Consider the following 23,465-nt stretch of genomic DNA (forward strand, 5'->3'; position numbering starts at 1 on the left):
TCCAGACAGCCCTGCCAGGCGTCAGATACGCAGACGAGTCAGAACCCCGCGACACACCAAGGCAATCACCGATACGCCCGCTTCGCGGGCTACTCGATCAGCATGGACTTCCGCTTCGCGGGCCACTCGATCAGCAGAAGCGAGTGCGCGATCAGCGCTCCATGCTGGTCGAGTAGGCGCCCGCAGGGCGGCGTATCGAGGCCCACCCGGCTGGCTACGGTGGATCTCGATACGCCCGCTTCGCGGGCTACTCGATCAGCATGGACCTCCGCCGCGTGCGCTACTCGATCAGCAGGGGCCAGCAGTCGCCGCGGGCGCTGACGGGGTGAGCTGCAAGGCGGAGGAAGGAGCGATACCGGCGGTATCGCGACTGACGACAACGCCGCAGATCGCCCCGTCAGCGCCCGCGGCGGGCCGTGCCGAAGATGCCTCGGACGACTTCGCGCAACAAGGTCTTCCCGACCGAGGACCCGAGGACCTCCTCGACGACGGTCTTGTCGCGGCGGGGGGAGCGGGAGCGGGTGGTGGGCGCGGTGCGGCGGCGGGAGCGCTCGGCCGCCTGGTCGGCGCGGCGCTCGGCGGCGGCGCGGTCCTTGGCCCGCTGGGCGGCGGCGCGGGCGTCCTCCTTGGCGCGGCGGGCGTCGTCGGCGGCCTGCTCCTTGGCGCTGCGGGCGGCCTCCGCGGCCTGCTCCTTCGCGCGGCGGGCCTCCTCCTCCGCCTGCTCCTCGGCGGCGGCGCGGGCCTCCTCGGCGTCGGCGGCCGCGTCGAGGCGGCGGGTGAGGATCTCGCGGGCGGAGTCGCGGTCGAGCGGGGTGCCGTAGCGGGCGAGCAGCGGGGAGCGCTGGACGCTCGCCTCCCGCTCGGCCTCGGGGGTCGGCGCCATCGAGCCGCGCGGTGCCCGGAGCCGGGTCCAGGCGACCGGGGTCGGCGCGCCGCGCTCGTTCATCACCGTGACGATCGCCTCGCCGATGGGGAGCGCCTGCAGCACCTCCCCGAGGTCGTAGTCGCTCTCGGGGTAGGTCGAGACCGTGGCGCGCAGGGCCTTCGCGTCGTCGGGGGTGTGCGCGCGCAGCTGGTGCTGGATCCGCGAGCCGAGCTGGGCGAGGACGTCGCTCGGCACGTCCTTCGGGGTCTGCGTCACGAAGACGATGCCGACGCCCTTCGAGCGGATCAGCCGCACGGTCTGCGTGATGGCCGCGAGGAAGTCCTTCGAGGCGTCGCGGAAGAGCAGGTGCGCCTCGTCGAAGAAGAAGACCAGCTTGGGCCGGTCGAGGTCGCCGACCTCGGGCAGGTCGTTGAAGAGGTCGGCGAGCAGCCACATCAGGAACGTCGAGAACAGCGCGGGCTTGTCCGCGACTCCGGGGACCTCGAGCAGGCTGACCACGCCGCGGCCGTCGGGCGCGAGGCGGAGGAACTCGGCGGTGTCGATCTCGGGCTCGCCGAAGAAGACGTCGGCGCCCTGGTCGGCGAAGGCGATCAGCTCGCGCAGGATGACGCCGGCGGTGGCCTTGGACAGCCCGCCGAGCTCGGCCAGCTCGGCCTTGCCCTCGTCGCCGACGAGGTAGGTGAGCACGGCGCGCAGGTCGGAGAGGTCGACGAGCGGCAGCCCGGCGCTCTCGGCGTAGTGGAAGACCAGGCCGAGGCTCGACTCCTGGGTGTGGTTGAGGCCGAGGACCTTCGCCAGCAGCAGGGCGCCGAAGCCGGTGACTGTCGCGCGGACCGGGACGCCGGTGCCGACGCCGCCGAGCGCGAAGTACTCGGCGGGGGCGGCCTCGGGGGTCCAGTCCTGGCCGATGGTGCGGGTGCGGGCGAGCAGCTTCTCGTCGGGGGTGCCGGCGGTCGCGAGGCCGGAGAGGTCGCCCTTGATGTCGGCGGCGAAGACGGGGACGCCGTGCGCGGAGAGCTGCTCGGCGAGGACCTGGAGCGTCTTCGTCTTGCCGGTGCCGGTCGCGCCGACGACGAGGCCGTGGCGGTTGAGCATCCCGAGCGGGATGCGGACGGGGACGTCGGCGCGGGCGTCGCCGTTGACGAGGGCGCCGATCTCGAGGGCGGGGCCGGTGAAGGCGTAGCCGGCTCGGACGGCGTCGACGGCGGACTCGGCGAGCGGTCCGGGCGCGGGGGCGGCGGACGGTGCGGGCGCGGGCGCCTCGACCGGTGCGGGTGCAGCGGCGGGCGCGGACCCCTCCCCCGGACCGCCATCGACCAGCCGCACGTCGTCGACGACCGCGGCCGCCTCCTCCGGACCGGCGACCGCCTCGAGGGCCGCGGCGGCAGCCTCCGCGCGGGCCAGCGCCTCGGCGGCCTCGGCCTGCAGTCGTCGGGCGGCCTCGAGGGCCGTGCGTGCGTCGTCCCTCGCCGAGGCGAGCCCGTCGTCGTTGCTCATGGGGTCAGCCTAGGGTCGCGGCGCCGGCCGAGCCCGGCTCGCCCCGGCCCGATCCGCGCGCACCCCGCATCGACCGGCGTCCCGCCCGGCCCCCGCCGACCGCGCTCCCGCTCAGTCCTCGCGGACGTGCCACGGCTGGCCGTAGCCGCCCTCGTCGAGCGGGCGGGCCATCAGCTCGAGGAACGGCTCGGCGTCGAACGCCTCCGGCCCGAGCACCCCGGAGCCCGACCAGGCGCCGGTCGCGAGCAGTTCGAGGGCGATCACCGGGTTGAGTGCGGTCTGCCAGACGACGCACTGGGTGCCGTACTCGGCCATCGTCCACTCGTTGTCGCTGACGTGGTACAGGTACACCTCGCGGTGCTCGCCGTCCTTGGCGCCGGAGACCCAGAGGCCCGCGCAGGTCTTGCCGGTCATCCGCGGGCCGATGCTCGCCGGGTCGGGCAAGCCCGCGGCGACCACGTCGCGCGGCGAGACCAGCACCGGTCCGTCGGCGGAGCGGACCCGGACCGGCTCGGTGCGGTCGAGTCCGAGCAGGTTGAGCGTGCGGAGGACGCCGATGAACTCGGCGCCGAGGCCGTACTTGAAGGTGACCCGCTTCGCGTCGAGCCAGCGCGGCATCAGCAGCACCTCCTCGTGCTCGACGTTGACGCACTCGACGGGGCCGATCCCCTCGGGGAACTCGAAGACCTCCGGCTCGGAGAACGGCGGCGTCGTGAACCAGCCGCGGTCCTTCTCGAAGATCACCGGCGGGTTCAGGCACTCCTCGATGGTCGTCCAGATCGAGAAGGAGGGCGCGAAGATCTCGGCGCCAGAGTCGTCGCGGACGACGAGGTTCGCGCCGTCGCGGACGCCCAGCTCGTCGATCTCGTCGAAGAGGTGGTCGGCGGCGTAGCGGGCGAAGACGTCGGAGAGCCCGGGCTCGACGCCCATGCCGACCAGGGCGAGGCGGCCGGCGGATTCCCACGTGGGCGCGGCGGCGAACTGCTCGTCGCCGAGCTTCAGGCCGGTCTTCGCGTGCGGCTCCTCGGGGTGCGGCCGGGAGAGGCTCATCGCCATGTCGACGTAGTCGGCGCCGGCGGCGAGGGCGCCCGCGAAGATCGTCGGCACGAAGGACGGCTCGACCGCGTTCATCACGTGGGTGGCGCCGTGCGCGCGGGCGACGGTCTCGACGTTCTCGGCGTCGGAGGCGTCGATGCGCGCGGCGACGAAGCGGTTCTCGACGCCGTCGGCGCCGTGCCGCTCGAGGATCCAGGCGACGGTGCGCTCGGCCCGGGCGAGCTCGTAGTCGCAGACGATGATCTGCTCGAAGAAGGAGCGGCGGGCGGCGATCTTCGCGAAGGCGTCGCCGACGCCGCCGGCGCCGACCAGGAGGATTCTCATGCAGCCACCGTAGCGACGGAATCGCTCGTGGTTCAAGGTCCGGACCGCGGGAATCGGGAGGTGGAGCGGATCCGCACGACGGATTCCGTCACTCCTGCGCCGTCTCCTCCGCGATCTCAAGGAGGCGGATGAAGCGCGAGAGCCGCTCGAGCGCCGCCATCGAGGTGGGCGGCGACGCGGCGAGCGCCGGCGAGTGCACGAGGTAGGCGGCCCACTTGGCCCGCGAGATCGCGACGTTCAGCCGGTTGGGCAGCAGCAGGAACTCGAGGCCGCGCGGGACGTCGGCGCCGGAGGAGGCAGCGAGCGAGACGATCGCGACGACCGCCTCCCGGCCCTGGAAGAGGTCGACCGTGCCGACCAGCGTCTCCTCGAGCCCGGCGGCGTCGAGGGCGTCGCGGAGCAGCGCGCCCTGCGCGTTGTAGGGGGCGACGACGATGACGTCCGCGGCGGTGAGCGCGCGCTCGCCGTGCTCGTCGGTCCAGGAGCGACCGACCATGGTCAGCGCGATCTCGACGACCCGGCGCGCCTCGTCCGGGGAGGACGTGGTGTCGCCGGCGTGCACGACCGGCACCGCGTGCAGTCCGGGCGCGACGCCGTCGAGCCGGCGCTGCTCCGGGGCGCGGGAGGAGAGGGCGCCCTCGTAGGAGAGCTCGGAGACGGCGGCGGCGAGCTCGGGATGCATCCGGTAGGTCTGCGCGAGGAAGTAGCCGAAGGCGGGCGGCAGGACGTCGTGGCCGTCGGCGAGCCAGCCCAGCGCCGACTCGTCGACCGGCTCGGGGTGCGAGCCCTGGCTGACCTGCGGCAGCTGCTGCGGGTCGCCGAGGAGGAGCACCCGCTCGGCGGCGATCGCGGAGGCGATGGTCGGCGCGAGCGAGAACTGGCCGGCCTCGTCGATCACCAGCAGGTCGAGGGAGCGGCGCGGGACGCTGCCCGCGTTGGCGAAGGTCCAGGCGGTGCCGCCGACGACGCAGCCGCCGCCCTCGGCGAGCGCCGCGAGGGCGGCGCCGTTCTTCACCGGCGTCCAGGCGACGGCGGCGAGGGCCTCCGCGGAGCTGCCGGCCTTGGGCACCTTCGCGACCCGGGCGCGGTCGACGCCCTTCGCGACGACCGCGGTCAGCACGTTCTCGATGACGGAGTGCGACTGCCCGACGACGCCGACCCGCCAGCCGTGCTCGGTGACGAGCCGGGCGATGACGTGCGAGCCGACGTAGGTCTTGCCGGTGCCGGGCGGGCCCTGGACGGCGAGCGTCGCGCGCTCGAGGCCGAGCAGGGTCTCGACGACCGCGGCGATGACGTCGTCGCCCTCGACCGGCGCGACGACGGCCGGGGGCACGCGCCGGAGCACGTCGAGGGCGGGGTCTGCCAGGAGCGCGGGCAGGGCGTCGAGCACCTGACCGCCCCACTCCGCGATCGCCTCGGGCTGCGGGGCGGCCCGGGGCGGCGGCGCGGGCGCCAGGGCGATCGGGACGTCGTCGTGCGGGTCCTCCCCCGCGCGCAGGCCCTCCTTGAGGAGCACGACGATCCGCTCGCCGTCGTCGGACGCGGCGAGGATCTCGGAGCGGTCGGAGGCTCCGCGCATCCCCGGGCCGGGCGAGGGCGCCCCGGGCGGCGCCGGGGAGTCGTAGACGAGGAACGGCTTCGCGCCGATGCCGAGCCGGCTGCCCGGGGCGAGGCGGCCGAGGATCCGCAGCTCGCGGGAGAGGGTGCGCGCCCGCGCCGGTGTCGTCCAGTCGCGGACGACCTCGACCCGCTCGACGACGACCACGTCGCGGGCGTCGGCCCAGTCGTCGAGCGGCTGGCGCAGCCGGTCGAAGTGCTCCTGCCAGAAGGTCTTCGCCTCGCGGCGGTGGTAGTCGATCGCCGCGCCGGCGAGGGCGAGGGCGGTCTGGTCGGGGCTGCGCTCGCGGGGTTCGATGCCCTCGACCTCGGCGAGGAGGGCGACGGCGACCGGGTCCGGCTCGCGCGGCACGGGCAGGTCGACGTCGACGAGCGGGAGCGGCTCCTCCTCGCGGGCGGGGGCGAGCGAGCGCAGCCAGTCGCGCAGGCGCAGGGTGGAGCGGCAGTCGTAGGCGTTGTACTCGCCGATCTCGGCGAGGCGGCGCTCGCCCTCGCGGCGGTCGAGCTCGGCCCTCTCGGGGTCCCTGTCGGCCGACGCAGCGTTCCGATCGGCCGACTGCAGCAGCGCCCGCGCCTCGACGTACTCGGTGATGCTGTCGGCCGCGTTCGTCACTCCCTCGGTGTCGCGCGCCTCCGCGCCCATGTAGAGCGGCTCGAGCTTCTTGATCGAGTAGCTGCGCGAGCCGACGCGCAGCGCCCGGCGGACGACCGGGTAGAGGTCGACGAGGACGCCGTCGCGCAGCAGCGCGTCGACCTCCTCCTCCCCCGTGCCGTGCCGCTGCGCGAGCGAGAGCAGGTGGCTGCGCTCGTAGGAGGCGTAGTGGTAGACGTGCATCCGCGGGAAGCGCGCCCGCCGCTCGCGCAGGAGGGCGAGGAAGTCGACGAGGGCGCGGCGCTCGGCCGCGAGGTCGTGCGCCCAGAACGCGGTGAAGGACTCGTCCTGGTCGACCATGCCGAAGAGGTAGTCGAGGCCCCACTGGCCGTCCTCCGCGTGCAGCGGATCGCCCTCGAAGTCGAAGAAGAGGTCGCCCGGGTCGGGGGCGGGCAGGGCGGTCAGCACGGAGGCGTCGACGACCTCGACGACGGGGACGTGGTCGGCCGAGGCCTCGGTGGCGAGCTGCAGGCGGGCCTGGGCGCGCAGCGTCTCGGCGGCGCCGGCGCTCATCCCGGGGACCGGCCCCTCGCTGACCGCGAGCGCGTCGAGGGTGGTGATGCCGGCGGCGGCGAGCTTCGCGCGCTGGTCGAGGCGCATGCCGGCGACCAGGATCGGGTCCCGGTGGGCCTGCACCTCGGGCGCGCAGAGCCCGCAGCGGCCGCAGGCGGTGAAGCGCGGATCGCCCCACGCCACCGGCTCGGTCGCGGCGAGATGCTCCTCCAGAACCGCGCGCAGGCGCGCCCGCTGGACCCGCTGCACGGGGGCGATCATCGCGAGGTCGTGGCTGGTGGTCGTGCCGTCGCCGAGGACCAGGTGGACCTTCTCGCCGACACGGATCCCCCGCGCCGCCATCTGCTCCGCGTACGCGGCGAGCTGCAGCAGCGCCGGGATCTTCGCGTGCCGGGCGAGCTTGGTGTCGTAGACCTCGTAGGCCCCGTCCTCGGTGCGGAGCAGGAAGTCGGAGAAGCCGATGAAGGTGCCGTCGTAGAAGGAGGCCTGGTAGAGCACGTCGACACCCGCGCGCATCGCCTCGACGGCCTCGTCGGCGGCCCTCGCGTAGTCCGCGCGCTCGGGGCGGGCGAACTCGAGGACCTCGTGCGTGCGCTTCAGCTCGGCGAGGAAGGCGACCTCGTGCTCGTCGCCGAGGACGGCGGTGCGCTGGAGCATCGCGTCCTCCTCGACGACGACGCGGGGCGCCCGACCGAGGGTCGCGTCGAGCCGGCGGAGCACCGCCCACTCGCAGGACGACCAGGAGGAGAGATCGGTCGGGCTCGTGACGAGGCGGACTCCCCCGCTGCGGTCGTCCTCGAGATACACGCGACTCCCTCCCGGGCCGCCGGGCGACGACCGCCTCCAGGGTAGGGCGACCCTCCGACACCGGCGCGTGCGAGGCTGGGCGGATGACCAGGGCGCGCTTCGAGATCATCCCGTCGGACGGCATCGGCGAGAAGGCGGAGCGGGCGTTCCCCGATCCGGCCGCGGTGACGCTGACCGTGACGAGCCTGCCGAAGCACGGGACGGAGCGGACGATCGACTCCGCGGTGGAGCTGGCCGGCCGCGGCTTCCGGGTCGTGCCGCACCTCGCGGCGCGGAACGTCGAGGGTCGCGAGGCGCTGGAGCGCGCACTCGGGCGGATGCGGGACGCGGGGATCGACGAGGCGTTCGTGATCTCGGGCGACGCGAGGAGCGCCGCCGGCGGCTACTCCACCTCGCTCGAGCTCATCCGCGACGCCCGCGAGCTGCGGCCCGAGCTGGCCGTCGACATCGCCGGCTACCCGGAGGGGCACCCGCACCTCTCGGACGAGAGCATCGCGAAGCACCTGCGCGAGCGGGCGCCGTACCTCCGCGGGATCGTCACGCAGATGTGCTTCGACGTGGACGCGGTCGACCGCTACGCCGACCGGCTGCGGGCGGACGGGATCGACGCGGAGCTGTGGGCCGGAGTGCCGGGGCCGGTCGAGCGGGCGCGGCTGCTCTCGCTCGGCGCGCGGATCGGCGTCGGGTCGTCGCTCGGCTTCCTCAAGCGGAGCTCGTCGGTGGCGGGCGGGCTGCTGCGCGGCCGCCGCTTCGACCCGTCCGCCTTCGTCGGCCGGCTGGAAGCCGCCGTGGGCGACCGCCTCGCCGGCCTGCACGTCTACACCTTCAACGAGCTGGACGGCCTGCGCGACTTCTAACCCCCTCCGCGCGATGCCACTTGTGAGCGGTTTTTGCGGCGTGTCGCGCTCATAAGTGGCATCTCGCGGTGGGGATCAGCGCGAGGTGCGGACCCAGATGGGCGGGTGGGGGAGCTCGGACTCGGTGCGGAGGCGGCCGGCCAGAGGGGCCCAGACGATCAGGGCGACGGCGAGGCCGAGCAGCAGGCCGCCGATGGTGTCGGTGAGCCAGTGCGCGCCGAGGTAGGTGCGGCTGGCCATCATCGCGACGCTGTAGAGGAAGCCGGCGATCCAGACCCAGAGCAGCGGGAAGACCAGGGCGAGCACCATCGCGGTGGTCGAGGCGTTCGCGGTGTGGCCGGAGGGGAAGGAGCCGTAGTCGCTGGTGACCAGCATGTCCTCGGGGCGGGCGCGGCCGACCAGCTCCTTCACGAGCTGGGTGGCGCCGACGCTGACGAGGGCGGCGAGCGCGTAGTAGAGGGCGGCCCAGCGCCGGCGGAAGACCAGCAGCACGATGATGATCGCGACCGGGATGATCGCCGTGCCGACGATCCCGGCGCCGACGGTGTTCATGATGAGCGCCGGGACGTCCCAGACGCTCGAGCGGTGCTCGACGATCTCGTCCATCCACTCGACGTCGAACGAGAACGCGCTGGTGGGCCGGAAGGCGATGATCACGGCGAGGACGATCGTCACGGCCAGCGCGATCGAGGCGGAGATCAGCGGCCAGCGGCGCGAGACGTGCCGGGCGGCCTCCGTGGTGAGGACCTTCGAGACGACGTCGTCCGAGGGGGCGCGCCGGTGGAGGCGCTCGCGCTGCACGGCGTCGGGCTGGGCGACGCCGGGTTCGGTCTTCAGGGGGTCGTGGCGAGGATCCATCCGGACATGATGGCGCCACCGGACGTTCACGCGCTGGGGGTTGCGGGCGGGTCGCGCGGGTCGGGCCCCTCAGGCCCGGCGGATCAGTCCTGCAGGGCCGGGACCGTGCGGGGGCGGACGACGAGCCAGAGCGCCAGGATCGAGACGGCGGCGGTGGCCATCATCACGCCGGCCATCGGCACGGCCGACTCGGCGCCGAAGAGGCCGGAGATCGGCGAGAGGATGCCGGCGGTGCCGAAGTTCACGGCGCCGAGCAGCGACGCCGCGGTGCCCGCCTCGCGGCCGTGGTTGACCAGGCCGAGCACCTGCACGCAGGGGAAGCTGAAGCCGCAGGCCGCGATGAAGAACCAGAGCGGCACGAGGGTGCCCCAGATGCCGAAGCCCAGGCCGTCGAAGAGCGCGATCAGCCCGGCGGTGACGAAGAGCGTGACCGTGGTGACGGCGAGGATCCACTGCGGGCCGACGCCGCGGCGGCTGAGGTACGAGGACGCCTGGACGCCCGAGACCACGCCGAGCGAGTTCACCGCGAAGAGAAGGCCGTACTGCTGCGCGTCCAGGCCGTAGAGCCCCTGGAAGAGGAACGACGAGCTGGAGAGGTAGGTGAACAGACCGCCGAAGGTCATGCCGCCGATGATCGCGACGCCGACGAATACCCGGTCGGAGAGGACCGCGCGGTAGCGCTGCACGAGCGAGCGGGAGTCGCGGTCGGCGCGCGCCACCCGGGGGCGCGTCTCGACGATCAGCAGCGCGACCGCCAGCATCACCAGCAGGCCGTAGGCGGCCAGGAAGACGAAGATGCCGCGCCAGTCCATCACCAGCAGCAGCTGCGAGCCGATGACCGGCGCGAGCACGGGCGCGAGGCCGGAGACGAGCGCGAGCCGCGACAGCATCTTCACCAGCGGACGCCCGCCGAACAGGTCGCGGACCATCGCCATCGCGACGACACCGCCCGCGGCGGCGCCAGCCCCCATCAGGAAGCGGAAGACGCCGAGCGAGACGATCTCGGGGGCGAACGCCGCGCCGACGCAGGCCAGCACGTGCAGCGAGGTCGCGAGCAGGATCGGCAGCCGCCGCCCGACCACGTCGCTCCACGGCCCGACGACCAGCTGCCCGAGCGCGAAGCCGAGCGTCGTGCCGGTGAGGGTCAGCTGCACCGCCGCCTCCGACACGTTCAGCTCGCCCTGCAGCGCCGGGAAGGCGGGGAGGTAGAGGTCGATCGTGAACGGGCCGAGCGCGGTGAGCGCGCCGAGCACGATCACGTAGACGAGGCGCTGACGGTTGGTCAGGGCGTCGCCGGCGTGCCTGTGCACGGGGATCGAGCCGGTGGGGGTCGGGGCGAGAGAGGTCACGGAGCCTTCCTGCGGAGCGCAGAGCGGAGAAGGGAGAGGGGAGCGCGGAAGGGCACCGCCTCTACCGCCAAGCGACGGGAGACCGGATTCATTCCCCGACTATCGAATCAATTCGACCGGGTGTCGCGCAAGGGCCTGAGCCGAGCCCGGGAGCCGGAGTGCGCCTTCGGGATGCGGGGAGCGCTGCTCAGGCCGCCGGCCGCGCGCCGCCGGCCGGGTGCAGCTCGGCGGTGAGCGGATCGGCGAGCAGGCGCTCGAAGGCCAGCTCGGCCGCGCCGAGCATCAGCAGGTCGGCGCCGAGCTCGGTGCGGGCGATGCGCACGGAGTCGAGCGCCACCCGGAACGGCCCGCCGCGGCCCAGGCGCTCCTCGAGGAAGCCCGGTGCGACGCCGACGAGCGCGCCGAGGAACCCGCCGAGCACCACCAGCTGCGGGTTGAAGATGTTGACGACGTTGCGCAGCGCCACGGCGAGGTGCCCGAGCTGCCGCTTCACCTCCGCACGCACCGCGGGATCGCTCGAGGCGGCGAGCGCCTCCTCGAGCCGCTCGCTCACGTCGGCGCTCTCGTCGAGGCCGAGCACCCGCAGCAGCTCCGCCCGGCCGACCTCGGTCTCGAGGCAGCCGACCGCGCCGCAGTGGCAGTCGACGCCGGCGCTGTTCACGAGGGTGTGGCCGATCTCGCCCGCGTAGCCGTCGATCCCGTGCAGCGGGGTGCCGCCGACGATCACGCCGGCGCCGACGCCGCTCGCGCCGCCGTTGAGGTAGACGAGGTGGGACACGTCACGCCCGGCGCCGAGGACGCTCTCGGCGAGCGCGCCGAGATTCGCGTCGTTGGCCGAGAGCACCGGGAGCCCGGTCGCCTCGGCGAGCATCCGGGAGAACGGCTCGTCGGTCCAGCCGAGGTGCGGGCCGACCCGGACCAGGCCGTCGGCGTCCCGGACGAGACCGGGGACGGCGACGCCGATTCCGACGGTGCGGGCGTCCCTCGGCAGCTCGGCGACCAGCTCGGCGATGGCGCCGGCCGCGAGCGCCGCCGCGGCCTCGGCGCTCGGCACGGTGGCGGTGCGGCGGATGCGGCGGCGCACCTCGGCGTCCAGGCCGACGATCGCGACCGTGACCGCGTCGATCTCCGGGTTCACCGCGATCGCGACGACCCGCGGATCGGTCTCGACGATCGGGCTGGGCCGTCCGACCTGGTTGAGGGTCTCGGGCTGCAGCTCGCGCACGACGCCCAGCTCGACCAGTTCGCCGACGAGGGCTGCGATGGTGGAGCGGTTGAGTCCGGTGAGGCGGGTGAGCTGCGAGCGGGACCGCGGGCCGCCGCGGTGCACGAGTCGGAGGAGCGCGGACAGATTGTGCCGGCGGACCCGGTCGAGGTTGTTGCCGCGCGTCGCGTTCTCGGCCATTCCGCGGTCTCCTCTGCTCTCCGGGGCCAGCCTATCCGCGGGTGCGGGCGCTTCCGGCCGCACAACATCAGCTGAGAAGGGAGTCCCTCGCCCCACAGAGGAGGGACCCCTCTCTCAGCTGATGTTGTGCGCGGGCCTCGCCGGTCAGGACCCCGCGCGGGTCCAGGTCCAGCTGCCGGCGGGCGCGTCGACGCTCACGTCGCCGCCCGAGCGGGTCACCGTGAACACCGTCTCCGCACCGGAGTCGTGCGCCGGCACCCGCACGACCGTCTCGCCGTCCGCGCCCGGGAACACCCGCAGCTCCAGCCCGTCGACGTAGTCGTACTCGGCGACGTCGCTGCGCGCACCGACCGGGATCACCGCGCCCTCGCGGACGTAGAGCGGCAGCGAGTCGAAGCCGTGCACCTCGCGGCGCCACTCCCCCGCCGAGTCGGTGCTCTCGCCGGTCCACCAGTTCGTCCAGCGCCCGCGCGGCAGGTAGAACTCGACCGAGCCGTCGGGAGTGAACACCGGCGCGACCAGCAGGTCGTGGCCGAGCATGTACTGCGTGTCGAGGTGCGCCGCGTTGCGGTCGTCCTCGAACTCGAGCGTCATCGGCCGCATCACCGGGGTGCCGGTGCGCGCCGCCTCCGCCCCCGCCGCGTAGAGATAGGGCATCAGCGAGAGCTTCAGCCGGGTGAACAGCCGGGTGACGTCGACCGCCTCCTCGTCGAACGCCCACGGCACCCGCACCGACGACGAGCCGTGCAGCCGCGAGTGCGAGGAGAGCAGGCCGAAGGCGAGCCAGCGCTTGAAGACGCCCGGGTCGGGCGTGCCCTCGAAGCCGCCGATGTCGTGCGCCCAGAAGCCGAAGCCGCCGAGCGCGAGCGAGAGCCCGCCGCGCAGGGTCTCGGCCATCGAGACGTAGGAGGAGGTGTTGTCGCCGCCCCAGTGCACCGGGAGCGCCTGACCGCCGACGGTGGCGCTGCGGGCGAAGAGCGCCGCGCGGCCCTCGCCGAGCTCCTCCTCCAGCACCTCGAACACCGCGCGGTTGTAGAGCTGGGTGTACCAGTTGTGCATGCCCTCGGGGTCGGAGCCGTCGTGCCACGCGACGCCCTCGGAGGGGATGCGCTCGCCGAAGTCGGTCTTGAAGGAGTCGACGCCCTGGCGGACGAGGACCCGCAGCTTGTCCTGGAACCAGCGGGTCGCCTCCGGGTTCGTGAAGTCGATCAGCGCCATGCCGGCCACCCACAGGTCCCACTGCCAGACGTCGCCCGCGGTGGTGCGCAGCAGGTAGCCCTTCTCGCGGCCCTCCTCGAACAGCGCCGAGGCCTGGCCGATGTAGGGGTTGATCCAGACGCAGGTGTGCAGGCCGCGCTCGTGCAGGCGGGCGAGGATCCCCTCCGGGTCCGGGAAGGTGCGCGGGTCCCACTCGAGGTCGGTCCACTGGAACTCGCGCATCCAGAAGCAGTCGAAGTGGAAGGCCGACAGCGGCAGCTCGCGCTCGGCGAAGCCGTCGATGAAGGAGTTCACCGTCTCCTCGTCGTAGCTGGTGGTGAAGCTCGTGGTGAGCCAGAGGCCGTAGCTCCACGCGGGGACGATCGCGGGGCGGCCGGCCAGCCCGGTGTAGCGGCGGAGCACGTCCTTCTTGGTCGGACCCTGGATCACCAGGTACTCCAGCGCCTCGCCGCCGACGGAGAACTGCACGCGCTCGACGGTCTCCGAGCCGATCTCGAAGGAGACCAGTCCCGGGTCGTTGACGAGCACGCCGTAGCCGCGGCTGGAGAGGTAGAAGGGGACGTTCTTGTAGGCCTGCTCGGAGGAGGTGCCGCCGTCGGCGTTCCAGACGTCGACGGTCTGGCCGTTCTTGACGAACGGGCCGAAGCGCTCCCCCAGCCCGTAGACGAGCTCGCCGACGCCGAGGTCGAGCTGCTCGTGCAGGTAGGCCTTCCCGTCCGGGCCGGTGAGGTAGCCCTCGGCCTTGTGCCCGGAGCCGGTGAGGCGGGTGTCCGTCGCGGTGTCCCAGAACTCGAGCGACCAGGGCGCGCCCTGCGCGACGCGCACCTCGAGGTCGCCGGTGCGCAGCACGCCGCCGGACTCCGTCAGGCTCGCCTCGCCGACCGCGTCGTCGACCAGGTCGAAGCCGCGGCGGGTCGCGGTGCCGCGCCAGTGCTCGATCCGGATCTTCGCGACGCCCTCGGCGGGCGAGGACACGGTGACGGTCAGCGTCGGCCGGTTCAGCACGTCGCCGCGGCCCTGGATCACCTTCGTCGGGGCGATCACCTCGAGCGAGGTGCCGTGGGAGCGGATGTCGTACGCCTCCTGCGCGAAGAGGGGCGTGAATCCGGCCCTCGTCTGCCAGAACCCGTCGGTGAACTTCATGGGGTGGTGCCTTTCTGATGGGGAGGCCAATGCCGGGAGCGAGGTCGAAGCGCTTCGATTCCCGGCCGGGCACGCCGAGGGGATCAGCGGCGCGGGCCCCGGTGGAAGGACCCGCCCGCGGTGAGAAGGGGCTACTTGACCGCGCCGGCGGTGATACCGCGGGTCAGGGTGCGCTGGAAGATCAGGAAGAAGATCAGCGTCGGCAGCAGGCCCAGCAGGGCGCTCGCGCTGGTCGTCGTGACGTCCATGATCTTGTCGCCCTGGAGGCTGGAGATGGCGATCGGGACGGTCTGCGTCGCGTCGCTCACCAGGAAGACCAGCGGGATGAGGAACTCGTTCCAGGTCCAGATGAAGAAGAAGATCATCAGCACCGAGAGCGTCGGCCGCGAGATCGGCACGATCACCCGGGTGAGCACCTGCCACTTGGAGGCGCCGTCGAGTGCCGCGGCCTCGAGGATCTCCTTCGGGAAGGTGCCGTAGACGCTGGAGAGCAGATAGGTGCCGAACGCCGACTGGATGACGGTGAAGATGATGATCACCGAGAGCTGGCTGTCGTAGATCCCGACGGCCTTGAACATGTAGTACAGCGGGTAGAGCAGGGCCTCCTGCGGCAGCATGTTCGCCAGCAGGAACAGGATGATGATCCAGCTGCGGCCCTTCACCCGGCCGATGCCGATGGCGTAGGCGTTGAGCACCGAGAGGGCGACCGCGAGGATCGCGACCGAGCCCGAGATCAGGATCGAGTTGCCGAGCTTCTCCGGGAAGTTCACCCGCTCCCAGAAGGTCGAGAGGCCGTCGAAGGAGAGGCCGGTCGGGAAGGCGAGCGGACCGCCCACGGAGTACTCGGCCGGGGTCTTGAACGAGTTGAGCAGGATCAGCAGCACCGGACTGATGATGACGAGTCCGATCACGACGGCCACGATCAGGATCGCCCAGTCGCCGAAGGTGCGCTTGGTCGCGCCCTTCGAGGCCTTGGGCGCCTTCTTCGGCGTGGTCAGATCGGTGTCGTCGGTTCCGGCCTGGGTGAACGGCAGGGCTTCGATGGCCGACATCAGCGGGCTCCTTCGCTGCGCTCGACGCGCTCCTGGGCGCGGATGAAGAGGACGGCCAGGATCACGATGACGATGGTCAGCGCGGTCGCGATGGTGGCGCCGTAGCCCACCTGCTGCTTCTGGAAGAACTCGGTGTAGGAGTAGTAGCTCGGCACGATGGTCGAGTCGCCCGGGCCGCCGCGGGTCAGCGCGTAGATCGGGCCGAAGACCTTCAGCGCGGCGATGGTGCAGGTGAGGGTGACGACGAAGACCTCGGGCCGGATGATCGAGATGGTGATCCAGCGGAAGCGCTGGAACCAGTTCGCGCCGTCGAGCTCCGCGGCCTCGTAGAGCTCGGGGTCCACGCGCTGCAGCGCCGCCATGAAGATGACGACCGGGTAGCCGAGCTGCACCCAGATCATCACGACCATGATCGAGAGCATCGCGGTGTCGGGCTTGCCGAGCCAGTCGTGCGCGAGCGAGCCGAGGCCGACCGCCTCGAGGATCGAGTTCAGGGCGCCGTTGTCCGGGCGGAGGATCCAGCCGATCACGATGGCGGCGATGACCGTCGGCAGGATCTGCGGGAGGTAGTAGGTCGCGCGGAGGAAGGAGGCGATCCTCCCGCCGAACTTCTTGCCGACGAGATCGAAGAGGATCGCGGCGAGGAGGAGGCCGAGGATCGTCGGCACGATCACCATCGCGATGATCATGTAGACGGAGTTGAGGAACGACGTCCAGAACTGGTCGTCGCCCATCAGCTCGATCCAGTTGTCGAGGCCGATGAAGATCGGCGGCTTGATGCCGCGCCACGACGTGAAGCTGATGTAGATGTTCCAGATCAGCGGGATCAGCACGATGAACACGAAGAGCACGAAGCCCGGGATCAGGTACAGCCAGTAGCCGCCGGAGCGCTTCTCGCGGGGCGGCTTCTCCGCCGTGGGAGGCGGCGGGGCGCTCTCCGCGCGACGCGGAACGGTCGTCGTCATGGGTACTCCTTGAACGTGTGCTGTCGTGTGGGGGCGGCGGGGCCTGGGCTGGCCGCGAGATGCCACTTGTGCACGGCTTTCACGGCGTGTCGCGCGCACAAGTGGCATCTCGCGGGAGGGGGCGACCTTGCAGTTACTTGATGTCGGCCACGCCGTCGTCGTACTTGCCCTGGAGCTCGGTGAGCATTCCGCTGGGGTCGACCGAGCCGTTGATGAGCTCCTGCGAGGCGGCGACGAGGTCGTCGTAGAAGGTGGCGGTGGGCCAGTCGGGGTAGAAGGAGAGCTGGTCCTGGTCGACGACCGTCTTCCACTGCGAGAGCAGCGCCTTGCTCTTCTCATCCGTGATGGCGGTCTCGTCGACGACCAGCGGGATGCCGCCGTTGTTGCCGATGAGGTTCTGGATCTCGGGGCGCATCGTGATGTCGATCCACTTGTAGGCGAGGTCCTTGTTCTTCGCCGTCTCGGGGATGACCCAGTGGTTGCCCGCGGAGCCCATCGTGAACTCGGCGCCCGGGAAGAGGAAGGTGTCCCACTCGAAGCCGGTGATCTCGGTCTTGAAGCGGCCGAACCACCACGAGCCCGAGAAGAAGATCGGGTACTCGCCGGAGATGAAGGCGGTGCCCGCGTCCTCGGCCTTGAGCCCGGAGGCGTCCGCGGAGAAGTAGCCCTTGTCCACGTAGGTCTGCAGCTGGTCGGCCGCGTAGCTCCAGGCCGCGTCCTCGAAGTCGACCTCGCCGGTGTAGGTCTGGTAGTCGGTGATCCACTGGCGATCGGCCTTCAGCAGCGCGAGCTGGTAGAAGAGCTGCTGCAGCGGGTACTCCGCGCCGGCTTCGGCGAGCGGAGTGATCCCCTTCGCGACGAAGGCGTCGAGCACGGCGGTGAACTCGTCGTAGGTCGTCGGGACCTCGAGGCCGTTCGCCGCGAAGACGTCCTTGTTGTAGTAGACGAAGGTGAACTCGCCGTAGTTGGGGATGCCGTACCAGGAGCCGGAGCCCATGATGCCCTTGTCGTCGTACTTGGCCGTGGTCTGCAGAGCGCCCGGGATGAGCTCGTCCCAGCCGTAGAACTCGACGGCCTCGTCGAGGTTGGTCAGCAGCCCCTGGCTGGAGAGCAGACCGCTGGTCGCGTTGCCCTTGTTGTACTCGACGACGTCGGGCGCGGAGTTGGAGTTGAAGATCTGGCTGGCACCGGTGCGCAGCTGCTCGAAGGCCTTGAACTCATAGGCGATCTCGGCGCCGGTCTCCTTGGTGAAGATGTCGCGGGCGGCGAGCCAGGCGATGCCGCGGTCGCTGTCGGGGGTCTCGAAGTCCCACATGGTGAGGGTGCGGCCGGCGCCGTCGACGTCGGTGGCGAGGGCGTCGGAGCCGGCGTCGGAGCCGCCTCCGGAGCAGGCGGCGAGCGCGAACATCGCGCCGATGCCGACACCGCCGGCGATCAGGCCGCGGCGGCTCAGCGAGCCGACGGTGGCGGCGGAAGGGCGGTGGAAGGCGGTGCGGGGACGAAGCGACATAGCGGGAGTTCTCCTTCAAACGGTGCCGCGGGGCTGTGGACGAGGGCTGTGAGTGGTGGATCGTGCGAGTCGAAGAGCGCTCTCTGAGACAGGCCGAGCTATCGAAGCGTTTCGACGATCGGCGCGGAGAGCGCGGGGGCGAAGAGGACTGGGAGGGGTCAGGAAGCGGCCGGCACCGGGGCGCCGATCGCGGCGAGCGCGACGGAGCCGCGGTCGACGTAGTGGGGCGGGAGGAGGTCGACGCCGGTGGTGCGGCCGGAGTCGATCTGCTGGAGGGTGCGGGCGACGGCCGCGCGGCACATCGCGTCGAACGGGAGAGGGATGCTGCTGACCGGCACCGGGAGCGCCGCGCCGTCGTAGCTCGCGCAGGCCGCGAGGACCGAGAGGTCGCCGGGGATCGAGAGGCCGCGCTCGACGAGGCGCTCGATCGCCGCCTCCGCCACCGGCTCGTTGCAGTGCAGCACGAGGGCGGAGACCGGGGCGGTGAGCAGCGCGTCGACCGCCGCCGACGCGCTCGCGCGGCCGATGTGCGGGCGCTCGACGCTGAGGGCGAGGCCGAGGGCCGCGCACTCCGCCTCGAAGGCGTCGTCGAAGCGGCGGACGAAGCCGGCGTTGCGGTCGGTGTACGACTGCGGGTGCTCGATCAGGCCGATCGAGCGGTGGCCCTGCTCGGCGAGCAGGCGGACGCTGCGGCGGGCGGCCTCGGCGAAGTCCAGGTCGACGCAGGCGAGCTCGTGCGCGTCGGCCGGGACGCCGATGAAGGTCGCCGGGACGCCGGCCGCGCGGATGAGGGCCGCGCGGTCGTCCTCGTCGTCGACGCCCATCAGGACGACGCCGTCGACGAGCGAGGAGGAGGAGACGCGGGCGATGCCGCTGGAGGCCTCGTCCGTGACGAGGAGGAGGACGTCGTAGTCGGACTCGCGGGCCCGCTCGAGCACCTCGGTGACGAAGCGCATGTGGGTGGGCAGGTGCAGCTCGCCGCGCATCGGCGCCGAGAGGGCGAGGATGTGGGTCCGCGCTCCGGCGAGCATGCGGGCGCCGGCGTGCGGCCGGTAGCCCAGCTGCCGGACGGCCTCGTCGACCCGCTGGCGGGTGGAGGCGGCGATCGATCGCTTGCCGGAGAGGGCGTAGGAGACGGTGCTGATCGAGACCCCGGCCACGCGGGCGACGTCGTGGATGCTCGCCATCGTTCCTCCTGCCGGACCTCGTCGTCGGTGCCCGGCCGCTCCGCCCTGCTCGGGAGAGCAGTGCTTCGAAACGCTTCGACCGGGTTGCTGCTGAGCACTGTACGCACAGTCGAAACGCTTCCGCAAGGAATTCGTCGGGCGACGCCACATATCGACGCGAGACGTCGCATCCGCCGAGGAGCACCACCACGCGACACGTCGCGACGACCGTTGCGCCGCGCGCCCCCGATCGATATGTTGGGCGCAACAACAATTCGGCGACGTCGCCGGAAAGGATTCGGATCAATGTCCCTGACCCCCACCCGCGCCGACAAGTTCTCGTTCGGCCTCTGGACCATCGGCTACAACGGGACGGACCCGTTCGGCGGCCCGACCCGCAAGCCCCTCGACACCGTGCACGCGGTCGAGAAGCTGAGCGAGCTCGGCGCCTACGGCCTCACCTTCCACGACGACGACCTCTTCGCGTTCGGCTCGACCGACGCCGAGCGCCAGACCGAGATCGACCGCCTCAAGGGCGCGCTCGAGTCCACCGGCCTGATCGTCCCGATGGTCACCACAAACCTCTTCAGCGCCCCGGTCTTCAAGGACGGCGGCTTCACCTCGAACGACCGCGACGTGCGCCGCTTCGCGCTGCGCAAGGTCCTCCGCAACATCGACCTCGCCGCCGAGCTCGGCGCGCAGACCTTCGTGATGTGGGGCGGCCGCGAGGGCGCCGAGTACGACTCCGCCAAGGACATCCGCGCGGCCCTCGAGCGCTACCGCGAGGCCGTCAACCTGCTCGGCGACTACGTCACCGACAAGGGCTACGACATCCGCTTCGCTATCGAGCCCAAGCCCAACGAGCCCCGCGGCGACATCCTGCTGCCGACCCTCGGCCACGCGATCGCCTTCATCGACTCGCTCGAGCGCCCCGAGCTCGTCGGCGTGAACCCCGAGGTCGGCCACGAGCAGATGGCGGGCCTGAACTTCACGGCCGGCATCGCCCAGGCGCTGTACCACGGCAAGCTCTTCCACATCGACCTCAACGGCCAGCGCGGCATCAAGTACGACCAGGACCTCGTCTTCGGTCACGGCGACCTGCACAACGCGTTCTCGCTCGTCGACCTGCTGGAGAACGGCGGCCCCGGCGGCGTCCCGGCCTACGACGGCCCGCGCCACTTCGACTACAAGCCCTCGCGCACCGAGGACGAGACCGGCGTTTGGGACTCGGCCGCGGCCAACATGCGCACCTACCTGCTGCTCAAGGAGCGCGCGGCGGCCTTCCGCGCCGACCCCGAGGTGCAGGAGGCGCTCGCGGCGTCGAAGGTCGGCGAGCTGTCGACCCCGACGCTGAACGAGGGCGAGTCCTACGACGACCTGCTCGCGGACACCGCGTCCTACGAGTCGTTCGACACCGACGCGTACCTCGGCGGCAAGGGCTTCGGCTTCGTCCGCCTGCAGCAGCTCGCGACCGAGCACCTGCTCGGCGCGCGCGGCTGACCCACCCTGCCGCTCCCGCGGTGCGCCGCGGGACTTCCTGAGACGGACGGGATCCTCTGCCTCGGCAGGGGGTCTCGTCCGTTCTCGCATGCCGGGGTGACGGCTCCGGCCCTCCCCCGCCTCTCCTCCGCGGAGGCATGGCCCCCGCCCTTCCACCGGACGGAGGCACCGCCTCCGCACCCCGACTTCAGCGGAGGCCGCGCCTCCGCACCCGCCACAACGAACGGAGACGGCGATGACGCTCGTCGCAGGGATCGACTCGTCCACCCAGAGCTGCAAGGTGGTCGTCCGCGACCTCGACACCGGAGCCGTGGTCCGCACCGGCCGCGCCTCGCACCCGGACGGGACCGAGGTCGACCCGGCCGCGTGGTGGGAGGCGCTGCAGATCGCCCTCGCGGACGCGGGCGGACTCGACGACGTCGCCGCGATCTCGGTCGGCGGGCAGCAGCACGGCATGGTCGTCCTCGACGCCGACGGGCAGGTCGTCCGGCCCGCGCTGCTCTGGAACGACACCCGCAGCGCCGGCGCGGCGCGCGACCTGATCGAGGAGCTCGGCGCGGAGGCGTGGGCCCAGCGCACCGGCAGCGTCCCGGTCGCCTCCTTCACCGCCACCAAGCTGCGCTGGCTGCGCGACGCCGAGCCGGAGAACGCCGCGCGCGTCGCGGCCGTGGCGCTCCCGCACGACTGGCTGACCTGGCGCCTGCTCGGCTACGGCCCCGACTCCGCGCGCGGGCCGCAGCTCGACGCGCTGACCACCGATCGCTCCGACGCCTCCGGCACGTCCTACTGGGGCGCCGACGGCTACGACCTCGACCTGCTCGAGCGCGCGCTCGGGCACCGGGCGCTCCTCCCCCGCGTGCTCGGGCCCTCGGAGCAGGCGGGTACGACCGTGAGCGGTCTCGTCGTCGGTCCCGGCGCGGGCGACAACGCCGGCGCGGCGCTCGGCCTCGGGGCCGGCCCCGGCGACGTCGTGGTGAGCATCGGGACCAGCGGCACCGTCTTCGCCGTGACCGACGACCCGGTGCGCGACGCCTCGGGCACGGTCGCGGGGTTCGCGGACGCGAGCGGGCGGTTCCTGCCGCTGGTCGCGACGCTGAACGCGGCGCGGGTGCTGGCCTCGACGGCCGGGCTGCTGGGGAGCGACTTCGACGCCTTCTCGGCGCTCGCGCTCGACGCGGAGCCGGGCTCCGGTGGCCTCGTGCTCGTGCCCTACTTCGAGGGCGAGCGGACGCCGAACCTGCCCGACGCGACGGCGAGCCTGCACGGGATGACGATCGCGTCGACCACGCAGCCGAACCTGGCGCGCGCGGCGATCGAGGGCATGCTCTGCGGCCTCGCCGACGGCCTGGACGCCGTGCGGGCGCAGGGCGTCGAGGCCCGGCGCATCCTGCTGATCGGCGGGGCGGCGCAGAACAGCGCCGTGCAGCTGGCGGCCTCGCAGGTCTTCGACGTGCCCGTGGTCGTGCCGACGCCGGGCGAGTACGTCGCCGACGGCGCCGCGGTGCAGGCCGCCTGGGCTCTGACCGGCGCGCGCCCGACCTGGGAGGTCACCTCCCTCGCCGAGCCGGCGCCGGACCACCGCCCGGTCATCCGCGAGCAGTACGCGGCGGCCCGCGCCTGACCTCTCAAACAGCGTGCAGCGGGACGTAAGCCGTGCCAGCAAGAAAAGACGTTCGAACGAGACAGTAAATTGCTGCGGTATCACACCACAGGCGTTAGAAGGTGAACGGCTAGCCGCATGCCTGGAATTGTTGTCAGCCATCAGTTCCGCCACAGCAGTCGCTCCTTCCGCTCTCGCAGGAGCTGACTTCTGCTAGCGAACCTCCAAATTATATGCACCGCAGGACGACCTCGTTAGTAAAACCGTGCGCCCCGCACCTTCGCAATCGCCATTGACGGTTCAAAACCGCTATCGTGGCGAATATGAGTCACCTGCGCCCCGACCATGTACCCCAGCGTGTCGTTGATCTACAGGAGGTTTCGCTGGAACTTGCCGAGATTCTCGAGGACTCCTCGCTCAGCATCTGGATCTTTGGGTCGCGAAGACACCGCACACTCAGCCCACGGTCAGACCTTGACATTCTCGTTCACTCGACGCGGGCGATTAGCGAAGACCAAGCTAGCCGTATATGGCACTTCGAGCCATATCTAGATGTTTTCGAGACGACCCACGGAGTAGCTCGTAGCATCGTAAATGGCTCACAAATTGCAGAAGATAACCTAAACAGCTTAGTCGAGAAGCTTGACGCAAAGTTAGTTTTCGATTGCGGGAATTGGGTTGATACAGCGAACGAATTTAGGACTCATACCGTTTTAGCAGAACGCAACCCGGCAGCGAGCATGATGGCGCTTTACGATCTAGAAGACGCGGTTCCTGCCGAACGTGCAGATATCCTCGTACTTGCCGCTCTTCCACTTGAATACCGTGCAGCAGTGAAAGCACTTGGCGGAACCCCTGATGGATCGGCGTGGACACTCTGCCATGTTCCTGACATGAAAGGATCAGATTGGCGAGTCTTGGTGCGCACACCGAATACAATGGGCTCTGTTGCAATGGCTCTCGAAACGGCCGATGGTATTCGCCGCACGAAAGCGGCACACGTCGTGCTGGTCGGTATCTGTGCGGGAATTCCAAAACGTTCGAACCTCCTAGACGTTATAATTCCCACTCAGGTCTCGTACTACGAGCCAGGAAAAATAACGTTTCAGAGAACCGAACAGAACCCTGCTCACCTCGATCTCGACCATCAAGTTGCGGCTAAAGCCGCGAATTTAGTGGAAGTTCCAGGACAACGCATCCGAGCGACGGACCAAGTGATGGGTTGCGGCGAAAAAGTCATCGCTGATAAGCGCGCACGTCGAAAGCTTGAGAAGATGAGTCGTAAATTATCCGCAATCGACATGGAATCCTATGGCTTGGCACTCGCCGCGACTCGGATGGGACGTTTCCCAACAGTAATCAAGTCGGTATGTGACTTGGGCGATAAGAATAAAAGTGATTCTCACCAGGCCTCCGCTGCCGAAATCGCGGCGAAAGTTCTCCATCGTATGATCTTCACCGGAGTGTTTGCAGCCGTCAAATAGAGCCTC

At 71.1% G+C, this 23,465-nt stretch carries 15 protein-coding genes; 4 read left to right on the plus strand and 11 right to left on the minus strand.

The window, feature by feature from the left end; genetic code table 11:
• Window positions 1–397 precede the first annotated feature (397 nt).
• The 3 genes from MT353_RS05325 to MT353_RS05335 form a co-directional block, all read right to left on the minus strand.
• Window positions 398–2,383 carry a helicase HerA-like domain-containing protein gene (locus MT353_RS05325; RefSeq protein ID WP_243623785.1) on the minus strand — a complete coding sequence of 662 codons (1,986 nt, stop codon included), beginning with the start codon at window positions 2,381–2,383 and terminating at the stop codon, window positions 398–400.
• 111 nt (window positions 2,384–2,494) lie between these two features.
• Complete coding sequence (locus MT353_RS05330; RefSeq protein WP_123705224.1) at window positions 2,495–3,763, minus strand: saccharopine dehydrogenase family protein; 1,269 nt, start codon at window positions 3,761–3,763, stop codon at window positions 2,495–2,497.
• A gap of 88 nt (window positions 3,764–3,851) precedes the next feature.
• Window positions 3,852–7,352 carry a bifunctional RecB family nuclease/DEAD/DEAH box helicase gene (locus tag MT353_RS05335; protein ID WP_243623786.1) on the minus strand — a complete coding sequence of 1,167 codons (3,501 nt, stop codon included), beginning with the start codon at window positions 7,350–7,352 and terminating at the stop codon, window positions 3,852–3,854.
• Window positions 7,353–7,435: 83 nt separating this feature from the next.
• On the opposite strand from MT353_RS05335, the gene MT353_RS05340 reads away from it, so the two are divergent.
• Entirely contained in the window at window positions 7,436–8,209 is a 774-nt protein-coding gene (locus MT353_RS05340; RefSeq protein ID WP_243598423.1) for a methylenetetrahydrofolate reductase, read from the plus strand.
• Window positions 8,210–8,284: 75 nt separating this feature from the next.
• On the opposite strand, the gene MT353_RS05345 is transcribed toward MT353_RS05340, so the two are convergent.
• The 8 genes from MT353_RS05345 to MT353_RS05380 form a co-directional block, all read right to left on the minus strand.
• A complete protein-coding gene (locus tag MT353_RS05345) occupies window positions 8,285–9,067 on the minus strand; it encodes a phosphatase PAP2 family protein (protein WP_123447716.1) in 783 nt (260 codons plus the stop codon).
• 83 nt (window positions 9,068–9,150) lie between these two features.
• Window positions 9,151–10,416 (minus strand): multidrug effflux MFS transporter, encoded by a 1,266-nt coding sequence (locus tag MT353_RS05350; RefSeq protein ID WP_243623787.1) that lies wholly within the window; start codon window positions 10,414–10,416, stop codon window positions 9,151–9,153.
• Window positions 10,417–10,603: 187 nt separating this feature from the next.
• Window positions 10,604–11,821, minus strand: a complete 1,218-nt coding sequence (locus MT353_RS05355; protein WP_243623788.1) for an ROK family protein — start codon at window positions 11,819–11,821, stop codon at window positions 10,604–10,606.
• A 144-nt stretch (window positions 11,822–11,965) separates the two neighbouring features.
• Complete coding sequence (yicI, locus tag MT353_RS05360; protein WP_243623789.1) at window positions 11,966–14,182, minus strand: alpha-xylosidase; 2,217 nt, start codon at window positions 14,180–14,182, stop codon at window positions 11,966–11,968.
• 131 nt (window positions 14,183–14,313) lie between these two features.
• A complete protein-coding gene (locus MT353_RS05365; RefSeq protein ID WP_127887319.1) occupies window positions 14,314–15,234 on the minus strand; it encodes a carbohydrate ABC transporter permease in 921 nt (306 codons plus the stop codon).
• A complete protein-coding gene (locus MT353_RS05370) occupies window positions 15,234–16,199 on the minus strand; it encodes a carbohydrate ABC transporter permease (RefSeq protein WP_123447720.1) in 966 nt (321 codons plus the stop codon). Before MT353_RS05370 ends, MT353_RS05365 begins: the two co-directional genes overlap by 1 nt.
• 133 nt (window positions 16,200–16,332) lie before the next feature.
• Complete coding sequence (locus MT353_RS05375) at window positions 16,333–17,709, minus strand: ABC transporter substrate-binding protein (protein ID WP_243623790.1); 1,377 nt, start codon at window positions 17,707–17,709, stop codon at window positions 16,333–16,335.
• Window positions 17,710–17,867: 158 nt separating this feature from the next.
• Window positions 17,868–18,896, minus strand: a complete 1,029-nt coding sequence (locus MT353_RS05380; protein ID WP_243623791.1) for a LacI family DNA-binding transcriptional regulator — start codon at window positions 18,894–18,896, stop codon at window positions 17,868–17,870.
• A 285-nt stretch (window positions 18,897–19,181) separates the two neighbouring features.
• On the opposite strand from MT353_RS05380, the gene xylA reads away from it, so the two are divergent.
• From xylA to MT353_RS05395, 3 genes are all read left to right on the plus strand, one after another.
• Window positions 19,182–20,375: a xylose isomerase gene (gene xylA, locus MT353_RS05385; RefSeq protein WP_123447721.1), complete on the plus strand. Its 1,194-nt coding sequence runs from the start codon at window positions 19,182–19,184 to the stop codon at window positions 20,373–20,375.
• 235 nt (window positions 20,376–20,610) lie between these two features.
• Window positions 20,611–21,996, plus strand: a complete 1,386-nt coding sequence (gene xylB / locus MT353_RS05390; protein WP_243623792.1) for a xylulokinase — start codon at window positions 20,611–20,613, stop codon at window positions 21,994–21,996.
• Between the two features lie 302 nt (window positions 21,997–22,298).
• Window positions 22,299–23,459 carry a nucleotidyltransferase domain-containing protein gene (locus MT353_RS05395; RefSeq protein ID WP_243623793.1) on the plus strand — a complete coding sequence of 387 codons (1,161 nt, stop codon included), beginning with the start codon at window positions 22,299–22,301 and terminating at the stop codon, window positions 23,457–23,459.
• Window positions 23,460–23,465 lie beyond the last annotated feature (6 nt).

It is taken from the genome of Rathayibacter sp. VKM Ac-2927 (assembly GCF_022815525.1).
In the GTDB taxonomy this organism is placed as follows: domain Bacteria; phylum Actinomycetota; class Actinomycetes; order Actinomycetales; family Microbacteriaceae; genus Rathayibacter; species Rathayibacter festucae.

Coding starts and splice junctions, on each gene's coding strand:
- MT353_RS05325 (WP_243623785.1), bottom strand. CDS start 2,383: ATGAGCAACGACGACGGGCTCGCCTCGGCGAGGGACGACGCACGCACG.
- MT353_RS05330 (WP_123705224.1), bottom strand. CDS start 3,763: ATGAGAATCCTCCTGGTCGGCGCCGGCGGCGTCGGCGACGCCTTCGCG.
- MT353_RS05340 (WP_243598423.1), top strand. CDS start 7,436: ATGACCAGGGCGCGCTTCGAGATCATCCCGTCGGACGGCATCGGCGAG.
- MT353_RS05345 (WP_123447716.1), bottom strand. CDS start 9,067: ATGGATCCTCGCCACGACCCCCTGAAGACCGAACCCGGCGTCGCCCAG.
- MT353_RS05355 (WP_243623788.1), bottom strand. CDS start 11,821: ATGGCCGAGAACGCGACGCGCGGCAACAACCTCGACCGGGTCCGCCGG.
- yicI (WP_243623789.1), bottom strand. CDS start 14,182: ATGAAGTTCACCGACGGGTTCTGGCAGACGAGGGCCGGATTCACGCCC.
- MT353_RS05365 (WP_127887319.1), bottom strand. CDS start 15,234: ATGTCGGCCATCGAAGCCCTGCCGTTCACCCAGGCCGGAACCGACGAC.
- MT353_RS05370 (WP_123447720.1), bottom strand. CDS start 16,199: ATGACGACGACCGTTCCGCGTCGCGCGGAGAGCGCCCCGCCGCCTCCC.
- MT353_RS05375 (WP_243623790.1), bottom strand. CDS start 17,709: ATGTCGCTTCGTCCCCGCACCGCCTTCCACCGCCCTTCCGCCGCCACC.
- MT353_RS05380 (WP_243623791.1), bottom strand. CDS start 18,896: ATGGCGAGCATCCACGACGTCGCCCGCGTGGCCGGGGTCTCGATCAGC.
- xylA (WP_123447721.1), top strand. CDS start 19,182: ATGTCCCTGACCCCCACCCGCGCCGACAAGTTCTCGTTCGGCCTCTGG.
- xylB (WP_243623792.1), top strand. CDS start 20,611: ATGACGCTCGTCGCAGGGATCGACTCGTCCACCCAGAGCTGCAAGGTG.
- MT353_RS05395 (WP_243623793.1), top strand. CDS start 22,299: ATGAGTCACCTGCGCCCCGACCATGTACCCCAGCGTGTCGTTGATCTA.